The sequence below is a fragment of the Streptomyces atroolivaceus genome, assembly GCF_000717025.1.
In the GTDB taxonomy this organism is placed as follows: domain Bacteria; phylum Actinomycetota; class Actinomycetes; order Streptomycetales; family Streptomycetaceae; genus Streptomyces; species Streptomyces atroolivaceus.
Genome location: NZ_JNXG01000007.1, coordinates 125,566 through 139,347, shown reverse-complemented (window position 1 = coordinate 139,347; position 13,782 = coordinate 125,566). Strand labels below are relative to the sequence as shown.

The 13,782-nt window shown below is 70.4% G+C and carries 11 protein-coding genes; 1 reads left to right on the top strand and 10 read right to left on the bottom strand.

Annotation, left to right across the window (positions count from 1 at the left end; all coding sequences use genetic code 11):
* Nucleotides 1-85: 85 nt before the first annotated feature.
* Together OO67_RS16660 and OO67_RS16655 are read right to left on the bottom strand one after the other, a co-directional pair.
* A complete protein-coding gene (locus OO67_RS16660; protein ID WP_033300961.1) occupies nucleotides 86-3,028 on the bottom strand; it encodes an FAD-binding and (Fe-S)-binding domain-containing protein in 2,943 nt (980 codons plus the stop codon).
* Between the two features lie 46 nt (nucleotides 3,029-3,074).
* A complete protein-coding gene (locus OO67_RS16655) occupies nucleotides 3,075-3,521 on the bottom strand; it encodes a MarR family winged helix-turn-helix transcriptional regulator (protein ID WP_033300959.1) in 447 nt (148 codons plus the stop codon).
* 150 nt (nucleotides 3,522-3,671) lie between these two features.
* On the opposite strand from OO67_RS16655, the gene OO67_RS16650 reads away from it, so the two are divergent.
* The gene (locus OO67_RS16650; protein WP_033300957.1) at nucleotides 3,672-5,477 is read left to right on the top strand and encodes an ABC transporter ATP-binding protein; all 1,806 of its coding nucleotides are present in this window, start codon (nucleotides 3,672-3,674) and stop codon (nucleotides 5,475-5,477) included.
* A 170-nt stretch (nucleotides 5,478-5,647) separates the two neighbouring features.
* On the opposite strand, the gene OO67_RS16645 is transcribed toward OO67_RS16650, so the two are convergent.
* From OO67_RS16645 to OO67_RS16610, 8 genes are all read right to left on the bottom strand, one after another.
* Nucleotides 5,648-7,309, bottom strand: a complete 1,662-nt coding sequence (locus tag OO67_RS16645; protein WP_033300956.1) for a fused response regulator/phosphatase — start codon at nucleotides 7,307-7,309, stop codon at nucleotides 5,648-5,650.
* Nucleotides 7,306-9,096 (bottom strand): ATP-binding response regulator, encoded by a 1,791-nt coding sequence (locus OO67_RS16640; RefSeq protein WP_033300955.1) that lies wholly within the window; start codon nucleotides 9,094-9,096, stop codon nucleotides 7,306-7,308. The genes OO67_RS16645 and OO67_RS16640 overlap by 4 nt, the downstream gene beginning before the upstream one ends.
* Nucleotides 9,093-10,319, bottom strand: coding sequence for an ATP-binding SpoIIE family protein phosphatase (locus tag OO67_RS16635; protein WP_033300954.1), 1,227 nt, complete (start codon nucleotides 10,317-10,319; stop codon nucleotides 9,093-9,095). Before OO67_RS16635 ends, OO67_RS16640 begins: the two co-directional genes overlap by 4 nt.
* Nucleotides 10,307-10,732 (bottom strand): anti-sigma regulatory factor, encoded by a 426-nt coding sequence (locus OO67_RS16630; RefSeq protein WP_033300953.1) that lies wholly within the window; start codon nucleotides 10,730-10,732, stop codon nucleotides 10,307-10,309. The genes OO67_RS16635 and OO67_RS16630 overlap by 13 nt, the downstream gene beginning before the upstream one ends.
* Nucleotides 10,729-11,106, bottom strand: a complete 378-nt coding sequence (locus OO67_RS16625; protein WP_033300951.1) for an STAS domain-containing protein — start codon at nucleotides 11,104-11,106, stop codon at nucleotides 10,729-10,731. The genes OO67_RS16630 and OO67_RS16625 overlap by 4 nt, the downstream gene beginning before the upstream one ends.
* Nucleotides 11,103-11,948, bottom strand: a complete 846-nt coding sequence (locus OO67_RS16620; protein WP_033300949.1) for an STAS domain-containing protein — start codon at nucleotides 11,946-11,948, stop codon at nucleotides 11,103-11,105. The genes OO67_RS16625 and OO67_RS16620 overlap by 4 nt, the downstream gene beginning before the upstream one ends.
* 173 nt (nucleotides 11,949-12,121) lie before the next feature.
* Nucleotides 12,122-12,292, bottom strand: coding sequence for a hypothetical protein (locus tag OO67_RS16615; protein ID WP_033300948.1), 171 nt, complete (start codon nucleotides 12,290-12,292; stop codon nucleotides 12,122-12,124).
* A gap of 404 nt (nucleotides 12,293-12,696) precedes the next feature.
* The gene (locus OO67_RS16610) at nucleotides 12,697-13,773 is read right to left on the bottom strand and encodes an NAD(P)-binding domain-containing protein (protein ID WP_033300947.1); all 1,077 of its coding nucleotides are present in this window, start codon (nucleotides 13,771-13,773) and stop codon (nucleotides 12,697-12,699) included.
* Nucleotides 13,774-13,782 lie beyond the last annotated feature (9 nt).

Sequence of the window (13,782 nt, the reverse complement as noted above, 5' to 3'; positions counted from 1 at the left end):
TCGTCGACGACTTCGGGGCTTCGGGGATCGTCGACGACCTCGGGGTCCTCGGGTCCTCGGGCCCTCGAATCCTCCGGTCCTCCGGTCAGAGGGCGGGCCGGGTCGCCCTCTCGAGCTCGATGAGCGCAGAGTGGTAGCGGTGGCCGGTAGCCCGGTCCATCCCGATCTCGCACATCCGGTTCGCCGACAGGTAGGCGTCGTACGCCCGGGTGTCGACCTCCGCCGCCTCCTTGGCGGTCGCCGAGTCGGTGAGCTCCTTGTGCAGCATGCCGCGGTCGCCGGCGAAGCCGCAGCAGCCCGCGTCGTCCGGCACGACGACCTCGTCGGCGCACGCCTCGGCAAGCGCCCGCAGATGGGCCACGTCGCCCAGATGCTCCATCGAGCAGGTGGGATGCAGGACGGCGGAACCGGTCCTGCGGAACACGGTCAGCGAGGGGAGCAGCTCGTCGGCGGCCCAGACGAGCGAGTCGACGACGGTCAGCTCTCCGTGCAGCGCCCGGTTCTCCTCGGTGAGATAGGGCACCACCTCGTGCGCCAGGCCCAGGGTGCACGACGACGCGTCGACCACCAGGGGGAGTGAACCGCCGGCGGTCCAGCCCCAGGCGGCCTCCACGATGCGGTTGGCCATGACCGCGTTGGCGACGTCGTACCCCTTGGAGTGCCAGATCGTCGCGCAGCAGGTCCCCGCGACGTCCTCGGGGATCCACACGGGCCTGGCCGCCCGCGCGGACAGGGAGACGACGGACTCGGCGAGGGACAGCGCCCCCGCGTCCCGCGGGCCGGCGAAGATGCGGTTCACGCAGGCCGGGTAGTAGACGGCGCTCGCTCCCGTGCGGGAGGTGGGCGGCAGGACGCGGTCGGCGGCGCCGGGGATCTCGGGCAGCCACTCCGGCATCAGATCCGGGTGGACCGCCTTCCGGGCGAGCCGGGTGACGGCTCCGAGCAGCCGGTCGCCGGTGCGGCGGGTGAGGGCGTCGGCCAGGCCGACGGCGATCCGCGCCGAGGCCTCGACGACCTTGAAGTGCTGCGCGGTCAGGGCCGCGACCCGCTCCTCTCGCGGGGAGTGCCGGTGATGGCGGAAGTCCTTCATCATCGCCCCGGTGTCGATGCCGACCGGACACGCCAGCTTGCACGTGGAGTCGCCCGCACAGGTCTCCACCGCGTCGTAGCCGTAGGCGTCCAGGAGCCCCGCCTCCACCGGTGAGCCACCCGGCTGCCGCATCATCTCCCGGCGCAGCACGATCCTCTGACGCGGCGTGGTGGTGAGGTCCTCACTGGGGCAGGTCGGTTCGCAGAACCCGCATTCGATGCACGGGTCGGCGACCGGCTCGACCCTGGGAATGGTCTTGAGCCCGCGCAGATGTGCCGCAGGGTCCCGGTCCAGGACGATCCGGGGCGCCAGGACTCCGTCGGGGTCGATCGCCTGCTTCGTACGCCACATGAGCTCGGTCGCGGAGGTGCCCCACTCCCTTTCCAGGAAGGGTGCGATGTTGCGGCCGGTGGCGTGCTCGGCCTTCAGCGAACCGTCGAACCGGTCGACGACGAGCGTGCAGAACTCCTCCATGAACGCGGCGTACCGGTCGACGTCGGCCGGCTTCGCGGCGTCGAAGGCGAGCAGGAAGTGCAGATTGCCGTGTGCCGCGTGACCGGCGACAGCGGCGTCGAACCCATGGACGGCCTGGAGGGTGAGCAGGGCCTCGCACGCCTCCGAGAGCCGCGACGGTGGCACGGCGAAGTCCTCGGTGATCAGCGTCGTCCCCGAGGGGCGGGAGCCGCCGACCGCGGTCACGAACGCCTTGCGCGCCTTCCAGTACCCGGAGACGGTGGCGGCGTCCCGGGTGAACTCATTGGTGACGGAGACGGCCGGAGCCACCAGGTCGAGGTCCGCGACGACCGAGGCCGCGGCCTGCTCGCAGGCCGCCAGCGATCCTTCGTCCGGGGCACGGAACTCCACCAGGAGCGCAGTCGTCCCCTGCGGGAGGGCCGCCCAGTCGGAGGGGACGCCTTCGACCCGGACCGAGGCGCGCAGGGTGTTGCCGTCCATCAGTTCCACGGCGATCGCTCCCGCCTCGTTGAACCGGGGCACCGCCGCCGCTGCCGCCGTGAGCGAGGGGAAGAACAGCAGCGCGGAGGAGACATGGCGGTCCAGGGGCAGGGTGTCGAAGACGACCTCGGAGATGAAGCCGAACGTGCCCTCGGAGCCGACCATCAGGCCCCGCAGGATCTCCACGGGGGTCGACCCGTCGAGGAACGCGTCGAGACGGTAGCCGTTGGTGTTCTTGATCTCGTACTTGGCGCGGATCCGGGCGGTGAGCGGCCCATCGGCCTCGATCTCCGCCTTGATGGCCAGCAGTTCGTCGCACAGACGGGGTTCCGCGTGACGCAGCTGCTCGTCGGCGTCCGCCTCCCCGGTGTCGACCACCGTGCCGCTCGGCAGGACGAAGGTCAGCGAGGAGACCGTGCGGTACGAGTTCCTGGTGATCCCCGCGGTCATACCGGAGGCGTTGTTCGCCACGACACCACCGATCGTGCAGGCGATGGCGCTCGCAGGATCGGGGCCCAGGATCCGGCCGTGCCGGGCGAGGGCGGCATTGGCCCGCATCACGGTGGTACCGGGCCGGACGCGGGCCCGCGCGCCGTCGTCCAGGACCTCGATCCCCGTCCAGTGCCGGCGTACGTCGACGAGGATGTCCTCGCCCTGCGCCTGGCCGTTGAGGCTGGTCCCGGCGGCGCGGAAGACCACGCCGCGGCCGTTGCCGTGGGCGTAGGAGAGGATCGCCGAGACGTCGTCGAGGTCCTCGGGTACCAGCACGACCTGCGGCAGGAAGCGGTACGGGCTGGCATCGGAGGCGTACCGCACGAGGTCGGAGACCTTCCACAGCACCTTCTCCGGACCGAGCAGAGCGGTCAGGGCGGCGCGCAGCTCCGCCGGGGTCCCCGACGCCTTCCAGCCGGGCACCCGATCGGGGGACGGCGCTCGTGCCGTGAGGGGGCGCAGGGCTTCCGGCTTCGGCTCCAGCAGCGGCATGTCAGGATCCCCTCGACGGTGCGGTGCGGTGGCCGCACCGATTGCCTCAGCAGCGGCGGCGCTCCGGCATCCCGTCGACCAGAGCGGTGAGCAGCCCGCCGAGCACCTCACGCTGTTCGGCGGTCAGTGGAGCCAGGATCTCCTCCGCGGCCGCCTTCCGCGCGTCGCGCATCGAACGGAGCACCGCCCGGCCCTCCTCGGTGATCTCGATACGGATCACCCGGCGGCTGGCCGGATCCGGCACACGCCGCACCCGCCCGCTCGCCTCCAGGCCGTCGACCAGGGTGGTCACCGCCCGGGGGACCACGTCGAGGCGCTCGGCGAGATCGGCCATCCGGGGCGGGCCGTCGTAGTGCGCGGTCGTGCGGAGCAGGCGGAACTGGGCGGGGGTGATACCGATCGGCTCCAGCTGCCGGCTCTGGATGCGCTGGAGACGGCGCGTGAGCCGCAGCAGCTGCTCGGCGAGCATGCCGTCGGAGTCGGGGGAGTCCATGAGGGAACAATATCAGGACCTCGTTCATTGTGAGTAGAGGTAACAATGAGCTAGGCTCTCAGACATCGGATCGCCCTCCGGCTCCTGAAGCTCCACGACAGCGGCCGGACGCCCGAGTGCCCCTCCCGTCGCACACTCCCGAAGGAGCCCATGAAACCCGACGAACCCGCCTGGACACCTCCAGCCGCGGACGCCGGACAGCCGCCCGCCGAGCTGCGCCGCATCTTCCGTCTGTTCCGTCCCTACCGAGGCAGACTCGCCGTCGTCGGACTGCTGGTCGGCGCCTCCTCCCTGGTCTCGGTCGCCTCCCCGTTCCTGCTCCGCGAGATCCTGGACACCGCGATCCCGCAGGGCCGCACGGGACTGCTGGCGCTGCTCGCGCTCGGCATGATCCTCACCGCCGTGACGAACAGTGTCTTCGGCGTCGTCCAGACCCTGATCTCGACGACGGTCGGCCAGCGCGTCATGCACGACCTGCGCACCGCCGTCTACACCCAGCTGCAGCGGATGCCGCTCGCCTTCTTCACCCGGACCCGCACGGGCGAGGTCCAGTCCCGCATCGCCAACGACATCGGCGGGATGCAGGCGACGGTCACCTCGACCGCGACCTCCCTGGTCTCCAACCTCACGTCCGTCATCGCCACCGTGGTCGCCATGCTCGCGCTGGACTGGCGGCTGACCGTCGTCTCGCTGCTCCTGCTCCCCGTCTTCGTCTGGATCAGCCGTCGCGTCGGCCGGGAGCGCAAGAAGATCACCACCCAGCGCCAGAAGCAGATGGCCGCGATGGCGGCCACGGTCACGGAATCGCTCTCGGTCAGCGGCATCCTGCTCGGCCGGACCATGGGCCGCTCCGAATCCCTCACCAAGGCCTTCTCCGAGGAGTCCGAGCGCCTGGTCGACCTCGAGGTGCGCTCCAGCATGGCGGGGCGCTGGCGGATGTCGACCATCGGGATCGTGATGGCCGCCATGCCCGCCGTCATCTACTGGGCAGCGGGCCTCACCCTCCAGTCGGGTGCCACAGCCGTCTCCATCGGCACCCTGGTCGCCTTCGTGTCGCTCCAGCAGGGTCTGTTCCGCCCGGCCGTGAGCCTGCTCTCCACCGGGGTGCAGATGCAGACGTCCCTCGCCCTGTTCGCGCGCATCTTCGAGTACCTCGATCTCGAGGTGGACATCACCGAGCCCGAGCACCCCGTACGACCGGGGAGGATCCGCGGCGAGATCGCCTTCGAGGACGTCACCTTCAGCTACGACGCGAAGAGCGGGCCGACCCTGAGCGGCATCGACGTGACCGTGCCGGCCGGGAGCAGCCTCGCCGTCGTCGGTCCCACCGGGTCGGGCAAGTCCACGCTCAGCTACCTGGTCCCGCGCCTGTACGACGTCACGGCGGGCAGGGTCACGATCGACGGGATCGATGTGCGCGACCTGGACTTCGACACCCTGGCCCGGGCCGTCGGCGTGGTCTCCCAGGAGACCTACCTCTTCCACGCCTCGGTCGCCGACAACCTGCGCTTCGCCAAACCGGACGCCACCGACGAGGAGATCGAGGCGGCGGCCCGCACCGCGCAGATCCACGACCACATCGCCGGACTGCCCGACGGCTACGACACCCTCGTCGGCGAACGCGGGTACCGGTTCTCGGGCGGCGAGAAGCAGCGGCTGGCGATAGCCCGCACGATCCTCCGGGACCCGCCCGTGCTGATCCTCGACGAGGCGACCAGTGCCCTCGACACCCGTACGGAGCACGCCGTGCAGCAAGCCATCGACGCCCTGTCGAAGGGCCGCACGACGCTCACGATCGCGCACCGGCTCTCCACCGTCCGGGACGCGGACCAGATCGTCGTACTGGACGAAGGCCGTGCGGCCGAGCGCGGCACGCACGAGGAACTGCTCGCACAGGACGGGCGCTACGCCGCTCTGATCCGCCGCGACAGTCACCCGGCACCGGCCGCCACCTGAGACGCGGACCCGGCTGCGGAGCCTGAGGTACAGGCCCGGCTGCGGATGTGACCCTCGGGAGAGGCGGCGTGGGGCCGCAAGCCCCCCCGATGCCGCCCCCTGGACCACCATGGTCATGCCCGGGCGCACCCGCAAGGACTCCGACGGCGCTCCCGGGGCCTGCGCCTTCCTCAGTGGAAGCGTGCGGCGAGCAGAGCGATGTCGTCCGTCTTCCCCTTGCCGAAGGTGTCCAGCAGCACGTCGCAGAGGTCCTCCACCTCCCCGGGGGCCCGGGACAGGCTGCTGCCCAGTTCGTTCAGGCTGTCGTCGAGGTCGTCCCCCGGCACCTCGATGAGGCCGTCGGTCAGGAGCAGGAGGGTGGAGTCCGCAGGTACGTCGTGACCCACAGCGGGGGGATGCGGCAGGTTCAGCCCCAACAGGGGTCCGTGCTCGGTCAGGTAGCGGGTGGAGCCGTCGGGATACCGCAGTACGGGAGGAATGTGGCCCGCGTTCGCGACCTGGATCCGGCGTGCGCCTGGCTCCACCAGCACGAGGCAGACGGTCACGGTCATTGCGGGCCGAAGCCGCACCAGGAGAGCGTCCAGACGCTCCAGAAGCGCGCGAGGATCGTGGCCCTCGATGGCGTACGCCCGCAGCGCGTGGCGGACTTCCCCCATGATCATCGCCGCTTTGAGGGAGTGCCCCGCCACATCGCCGATGGCCAGCAGCAGGCCGTCCGGAGTTTCGAGCGCCTCGTAGAAGTCGCCGCCGATCTCCGCGTCGTCCGCGGCCGGCTGGTAGCGCACCGCCAGCTCCGCACCGGGCACTTCAGGAAGTCTGTCGGGCAGGAAGCTGCGCTGCAGAGTGAGCACGAGCGCGTGTTCCTCGCTGCGTGAGCGCAGTGCTTCGAGAGCCAGGGCACAGGCTTGTGCCAACTGCGAGAGCAGCTCGCGGTCGTCCACCTCGGCGAGCGCCGTAGCGTCGATCGCGAGGGCGACGGGCGGACGGCCCCTCTTCGTGCGGGCCAGGATCAGGGCGACCTCGTGGGGAAAGACATCGGCCCGGCTGCTTTCCTCGTCACCTACGAGGGCCCGCCAGTTCGCGCCGGACAGGACCGCGGTGTGGGTGCCCGTACCGTCGCCCAGGACCTGGTCGGTCAGCAGGTCGAGCAGCCGTGGTTCCTCGGGGGAGACGGTGACGTCCGAATCCGCGGTCCTGGGAGGGCGGCCGGCCTGTCCACGGCCGTTCGTCGAGGCGAGGAACAGAGTGCGGTTGTCCGGACTGAGTGCGACCGCGATGGCCGGTGACTCCATCAGTGTGGCCGCCCCGGCCGCAGCGGCTTCCGCGAACGCCCTGCCGTCCTTCGCGGCGTAGACGGCCAGGGTGCTGCTGTTCAGCGCGGCCACCCGCGCCGCGAGCCGCTCCGCCCGACGCCGGGCCCGGGCGTAGCGCAGTGCTGCGGTGACGGTGGCCAGCAGTTCGTCCGGGGCGATCGGGTCGGTGAGGTAGGCGTCGGCGCCACGGTGCAGGCCTTGGGTGCGGTCGCTGAGCTCGACGGCCGTGGCCGAGACATGGATGACCGGGAGCGAGGCGGTCCGCGGGTCGGCCTTGATCTGTTCGCACACTTCGAAGCCGCTCATGTCGGGCAGCTTCACATCCACCACGGCCAGCTCCGGCAGCTCGGTGTCGGCAGCCGCCGAGAGCAGCGCCAGGCCGTCCGCACCGTCGACGGCCTCCACCACGGTGTGACCGGCTCTGCGCAGCCAGCTGCCGATGATGTAGCGCTTCGTCTCGTCGTCGTCGAGCACCAGCACCTTCGCGACGGCGCTGTCCTGACGCAGGTGCGAGCTCATGGGGTGATGTCCTTCCTGCCCGCCGAGCCCTGCGTGTGCGGCGTGAACGCGGAGAACGCCGATTCGAGCTGTGAGAGCGTCAGCGTCGCCTTGCCGAGCACCGCCCGCGCATGTGTGAGCCGGTCATGGTCCAGGCTCGCCCGTGGCGCCGACGTGAGGACGACGACGGGAATCTCTCGCAGGTCGGGGTCCCCGGCGAACTCGGCGAGCACGGCGTACCCGTCGAGGTCGGGCATGTGCAGATCGAGGAGGACGGCTTCCGGCCGCTCCCGGCGCACGACCGAACCCGCACGACTGCCCTGGTCCACCTCGACCACCCGTTGTGCGAGCTGATCCAGAACGGGCCGGACCGTCGCGCGAAAGGCGTCGTCGTCGTCCACGGTCACCAGCACGGTGACGAGCGGTGGTCCCGGCTCGCCGCCCCCCGCCGCGGCGGGCACCGGGCGGCCCACGGGCAGCCGTACGGTGACCCGGGTTCCGGACCCCGGGCTGCTGGTCAGGGTGAGAGTGCCACCGAGCAGTCCGGTCAGCCGGCGGGCGTACGGCAGGCCGAGTCCGGTGCCGGGTCGGCCTCGCTGGTGCGGGCCGCGCACCTGGTAGAACTCCTCGAAGATCTGCTGCTGTTCCTCGGCCGGGATGCCTATGCCGGTGTCGGTGACGGTGAAGAGGACATGGTCTCCGTCGGCTGTGCTCTCGGTGACGACATCGAGGCGTACCGTCCCCGCCTCGGTGAACTTCAGGGCGTTGGACAGCAGGTTGCGCAGGATCCGGGTGAGCATGACGTCGTCGCTCACCATGTGCAGATCCCGGTCGGCGACCATCAGCTCCACGTCCCTGCCGTGACCGTATCCGCGCAGAGTGCCCCGCAGCTGGCCGAGTACCACGCGCAGGTCGACGGGTGCCCAGTTGGGCTCCAGCCGCCCGGATTCGGCCTTTGCGACATCGAGGAGCTCGTCGACGAGGGCGAGCAGGGTGGCCCCCGAGGCGGAGATCAGAGAGACCTGCCGACGCTGTTCCTCGTTGAGCCGTTCCACGTCGAACTCGAGCAGCAGCCGCGCCAGGCCCACGACGGAGTTGACCGGCGTGCGCAGCTCGTGGCTGACGTTGGCCCAGAACCTCGTCTTGGCTTCGCTGGCCTCGCGCAGCTGGCGGGACTTCTCGTCCAGCTCGGCATAGAGAGCGACGACACCCCGGTTGGTCTCCTCGAGCTCCTCGGAGAGTTCCGAGTAGAGGGCCACCACGCCCCGGTTGGTCTCCTCGAGCTCCTCGTTCAGCCGGCGCAGTTCTTCTCGCTGCGCCCGGGACTCCTCCAGCGCGGCGATCAGGTCGCTGGTCTGCGCGCGTGCGTCCTCGGACACGCTGGACCCGGAGTGGGCCATCAGCAGTTCGCGCGTGTGCTGGAGTGATTCAGGCGTCTGTGCGTCCACGGTGAGTTGCTGTTCGATCACCAGGGTCCGCTGTGACGGCGTGTGGTGAATCTGCACGAGCCGGGCCGCCGCCAGCATCGACTCCTGACCAGGGCCGTGGCCGTCCTTCCAGAACATGGAGACGCGCAGCACAGGATCCGGCCCCTGGACGAGCCCGAAGGTGACTGCCGGTTCGGAGGATGCCAGCAGATCCCGGCCCAGTTCACTCAACGCGGTGGCGAGACGGATCTGGTCCTGTTTCTCCACTCCGAGCGCCTCGGCGGCGGCCTTTCCGCTGCGTCGAAGGACGAAGATGTCGTGCTCCGTGGTGAGGGAGAGCGACACGAGAGGAACGGCATCCTGGGCCGTCGGAATGTTCACCAGGCCCCCTTCGCCACCACGACGCCCGCGTCGTCCCGGCGCACGCCGGCCTCACGCAGAAGCTGGGCTGCGGCCACCAGCGGGGAGTGATCGAGGAACCCGGGCATCGCCGTCGCCTTCCAGCGCTCGGAGAGACCGTCGGAGTGCATGATCAAGGCGGCGCCCCTAGGCAGATCCTGACGTACCGTCCGCAGGGTCGGCATGTGATGCCCGACGATGCCGGGCGCCGACAGGAGTGAGCGGCGGGTGCCGGAGACCGGGTCGACGACGAAGGTGCTGACGTTGCCCACGCCGCAGAAGTACACGCTGCCCGTCCGTGGTTCGATGCGTACGACAGAGACGGCACCACCGCGGCCGCCACGCAGCGCCTTGTGGATGGCGGTGAGAATCGCTTCCGGCTGCTCCGCCGTCGAGCTCCGGAAAGCGGCCACCGCGGCCTGCGCGGCACGGCCGGCCAGGGGCCCGTGACCCAGGCCGTCGCAGAACATCACCAGGAGCGCCTCCTCGTCCGAGACCGCCGGATCCACGAGCCGCCCGGTGTTCTGCTGCCGGGGGCCGGCGGCGTCCGGCCGGAAACCCGTCAGCTGGGCCCAGCTGAGCGGGTCGGCCGAGGCGGACCGCAGCTCCGGAACGGTCCTTCGCTGCACGTCCGAGCCGTCGGGCCGGGCCGTCTCGTCCCACCGCACGCCCCCCGGACGGGCCGCCCATGCGTCACCGCACACGTCCTCCCCGGCGATCGTCCTCGTCAGACCCTCCACCACGGGATTCCCGAGTTCGGAGGTGCGCCTCGCTGCCGCCTTCATCCAGAAACGAGCCGCCAGCACCGTGCCCCGGCCCGGCAGCGAGTGCAGGTCGAAGGTGTCGGCGAGACGGGAGATGGCACCGAGGCCGATGCCGAGGGTCCCCGCGGTGGACGTGCCGTCGGTCAGGGACTTCGCCACGTCCGTCATACCCGGACCCTCGTCCGTCGTGACGAACTCGAGTCCGGCGTCCTGCGGTGTGCGAACGACGCGCAGCAGGAGCGCACCGTCGACGGCGTGCCTGCCCAGGTTCGTCGCTGCTTCGCTCACTGCCAGGGCGACCTCGGCACAACGGTGTTCGTCGAAGCCGATCCGCCTGGCCAGTGACACCGCGGCGATACGGGCCGAGGCGGGGAACGACTCCTGGTCACGGAGCCATACGACGTCCTCGGCGGTCACGACCGCGGAGTTCAGCGAGCCCATTTCGTCACCGCGATCTGGGTGCCGCTGCCGACCTCGGTCTCCAGGGTGAAGTCGTCGACCAGACGACGTGCCCCGCTGAGCCCCAGCCCGAGGCCGCCGCCGCTGGTCCACCCGTCGGTCATCGCCTGGTCGATATCGGGAATGCCGGGACCCGAATCCTCGAAGACGGCGGTCACCCCGGTCCGGCCGTCCCGCTGGACCAGGCCGAGGCGCATGACGCCTCCGCCGCCGTAGACCAGAGTGTTACGTGCCAGTTCGCTCGCCGCGGTGACGAGTTTGGTCTGGTCGACCAGGGAGAGCTTGCAACGCTGGGCGAGGCCGCGCACCAGCTGACGGGCCCTTACCACGTCGTCGTTGGATTCGATGGTGATGGTCTGGTGCTCTGTGCCGGGGACGGGCGGGAGCCCGCTCATCGCTGTGCCGGGCGGTCGTTGCCCGGCCGGGCCAGGAGGTTCAGCCCTTTCTCCAGCGTGAGAGCGGTGCGCACGCCACCCAGCGACAATCCGAGCTCCACCAGCGTGATGGCGACCGCCGGCCTCATGCCGACGACGACGGTTTCGGCGTCGAGCATGCGCGAGATCGCTGCGGTGGTTGCCAGCATGCGGCCCACGAACGAGTCGACGATCTCCACGGCGGTGATATCGATGACCACGCCCCTGGCTCCGGACTCGACGATCCGGGAAGCCAGGTCCTCCTGGAGATCCAGGACGATCTGGTCCTCCAGGTCCACCTGGATGGAGACCAGCAGGACGTCTCCGATCTTCAGGACCGGTACGCGTTCGGTCACGCCTGGCCGCCGTTGATCGAGAGGTCTGTGCTGCTGTTGCGCAGCGCGTGCTTGAGGGCGTCGGCGAGCGACGCCTTCGTGACGATGTCACCGAACTGGATGCCCAGTGCGACGATCGTCTGGGCGATCTGGGGGCGGATGCCGGAGATGATGCACTCCGCGCCCATCAGCCGGGCGGCCACCACGGTCTTGAGCAGGTGCTGGGCCACCTCCGTGTCCACTGCGGGCACACCGGTGATGTCGATGATCGCCTGGTCCGCGTTGATGTCGACAAGGGCCTGGAGGAGCTTCTCCATGACCACCTGTGTGCGGGCCGAGTCGAGGGTGCCGACCAGCGGGACGGCGACCACGCCGTCCCACAGCTTCACGACGGGCGTGGAGAGCTCCATGAGCTGCTCTGCCTGAGCGCTGATGATCTCTTCACGCGTCTTCGCGTAGACCTCGAGGGTGAACAGTGCGAGGGAGTCCACCAGCTTGCTCAGCTGCAGGTAGGCGTGGATGTCCTCCGCCGGAGTGTCCGCAGTCGGCGCGAGGATGTCCTTGCAGGCCAGCACACTGGTCGCGGTCTCCGTGGGAGTGAAGCCCTGACGGGCACGGCCGCGGGAGAGCTCGCTCAGCAGCGCGCGTACCTCGGCGTATGCCTCTCCCTGCCAGTCGGAACCGCCTTCACGGATCCCTGCCACCAGTGCGGTGTACAAGTCGTGAAGCTCGCGGTCGAGCTCCGCCAGGGAGATGCGTCCGCGCAGCGTGCGGGAAACGGCCTCCACCCAGGCCGAGGCGAGCAGCTCGCCCCGCGCTGTCAGCAGTTCGACGAGGCGGGCCGATATGTCTTGTTCTGCCACCGCTGGTGACTCCTCTGTTCCGTGCCGTGATGACGTTTCAGTGCAGCGTATGCCATGGGCCGCAGCTCCCGGCCTCGTGTGCGTGCGACCGTCGCCGCCACCCCTGCCGGAATGGCGAAACCTGTGGTGGGAAGCTCTTCGAGTCCCAAGTGGAGGGGTGACGCCCCGCACTGTTACCAGCGGTAGCGGTGGCCTGACCGGCCGCCTCGTCCGGCCGGCCGGACGAGGAATCCGAGGAGCCGTACGGCGAGCACGATGAGCGCGATCCACCAGAGGGTCTCGAGGGCGATGCCGGCGCCGGAGAGTGCGAGGGCAAGCAGGAGGACCAGGACGACGGGGAGCATGTCTACCCGGGTGCCCCTCCATCCGCTCTTCACACTATGTTTTTTTCGCGAAGCTCGCGTCGCGGTGGCCACCGGCCCGCGCGAGGCTCGTCGCCCCTGGTTCGTGTGCGCCCGTAGCCGTAGCCCTCCGCCCGCGTCACCGAAGTACCGCCGCGTGGAGACGGTTGCATGTGCTCCTGCATGTGCTGCCGCAGGTGCCTGCCCTCGTAGTGTGCTCGGCCGTGACCGTGTTCCGTGCGGCAGGGGTGGCCGACGGAACCGGCAGGGCTGCGTGTCCGAGCGGGCGTAGGGAGTGTCCGGCCTCATGTTCGCCTGTCGTGAGGCGGCACCGGTCGTTGTCCGTGGTCCCTCCGACCGGTGTCCGTGGTCGTCCTGCCGGTGTCCGTCCGATCGTGGCTCCCCGGTCAAGCCCGCACGCCTGCCAGGAGCCGGGTGACCGAACGCACCGCCGCCCGGCCGGCCCGGTTGGCGCCGATCGTGCTGGCGGACGGACCGTAACCGACGAGATGGACGCGAGGGTCCCGCACCGCCCGGGTGTCCTCGACGCGGATGCCGCCGCCCGGTTCGCGGAGCCTCAGCGGCGCCAGATGATCGACGGCGGCCCGGAAGCCGGTCGCCCACAGGATCACGTCGGCCTCGACCGCGTGGCCATCGGGCCAGACCACCCCGTCCGGCGTGATCCGCTCGAACATCGGCAGCCGGTCGAGGACCCCCTGCTCGCGCGCGTGCCGGACGGCGTCGTTCAGCGGCAGCCCGGTCACGCTCACCACGCTCTGCGGCGGGAGCCCGCGGCGTACGCGCTCCTCCACCATGGCCACCGCCGCCCGCCCCTGTTCTTCGCCGAACGGGCCCTCCCGGAAAACCGGGGGGCGCCGCGTCACCCAGTAGGTCTCCGTGGCCACCTCGGAGATCTCCATCAGGTGCTGGGTGCCCGACGCGCCACCGCCGACCACGACCACCCGCAGGCCGGCGAACTCCTCCGGCCCCGGATAGTTCGCGGTGTGCAACTGCCGCCCGCGAAAGGTCTCCTGGCCCGGATAGCGCGGCCAGAACGGCCGGTCCCAGGTCCCGGTGGCGTTGATCAGCGCGCGCGTGGCGTAGGTACCCTCGGAGGTCTCGACGATCAGTCGGCCGCTCTCACCCTCGCGTACGGTGCTCACCTCGACCGGGCGGTGCACCCGCAGGCCGAAGCGGCGCTCGTACGCCTCGAAGTAGGCACCGATCACCTCGGACGACGGCCGGCTGTCGTCGGCGCCCGTAAGCTCCATGCCGGGCAGGGAGTGCATGCCGTGCACCTTGCCGTAGGTCAGCGAGGGCCAGCGGAACTGCCAGGCGCCGCCGGGCCGGGGCGCGTGATCAAGCACGACGAAGTCCCGGTCGGGCTCGAGGCCGGCGTGCCGCAGGTGGTACGCGGCGGACAGGCCCGCCTGCCCGGCGCCGATGACGGCCACGTCCAGCTCACCGATCCCGAAGTTGTTCACGTTTCTACC

Bases quoted from the DNA above. Each gene is read 5' to 3' on its own strand.
- OO67_RS16655 (WP_033300959.1), bottom strand. From the start codon at position 3,521: ATGGACTCCCCCGACTCCGACGGCATGCTCGCCGAGCAGCTGCTGCGG.
- OO67_RS16650 (WP_033300957.1), top strand. From the start codon at position 3,672: ATGAAACCCGACGAACCCGCCTGGACACCTCCAGCCGCGGACGCCGGA.
- OO67_RS16660 (WP_033300961.1), bottom strand. From the start codon at position 3,028: ATGCCGCTGCTGGAGCCGAAGCCGGAAGCCCTGCGCCCCCTCACGGCA.
- OO67_RS16645 (WP_033300956.1), bottom strand. From the start codon at position 7,309: ATGAGCTCGCACCTGCGTCAGGACAGCGCCGTCGCGAAGGTGCTGGTG.
- OO67_RS16630 (WP_033300953.1), bottom strand. From the start codon at position 10,732: ATGAGCGGGCTCCCGCCCGTCCCCGGCACAGAGCACCAGACCATCACC.
- OO67_RS16615 (WP_033300948.1), bottom strand. From the start codon at position 12,292: ATGCTCCCCGTCGTCCTGGTCCTCCTGCTTGCCCTCGCACTCTCCGGC.
- OO67_RS16635 (WP_033300954.1), bottom strand. From the start codon at position 10,319: ATGGGCTCGCTGAACTCCGCGGTCGTGACCGCCGAGGACGTCGTATGG.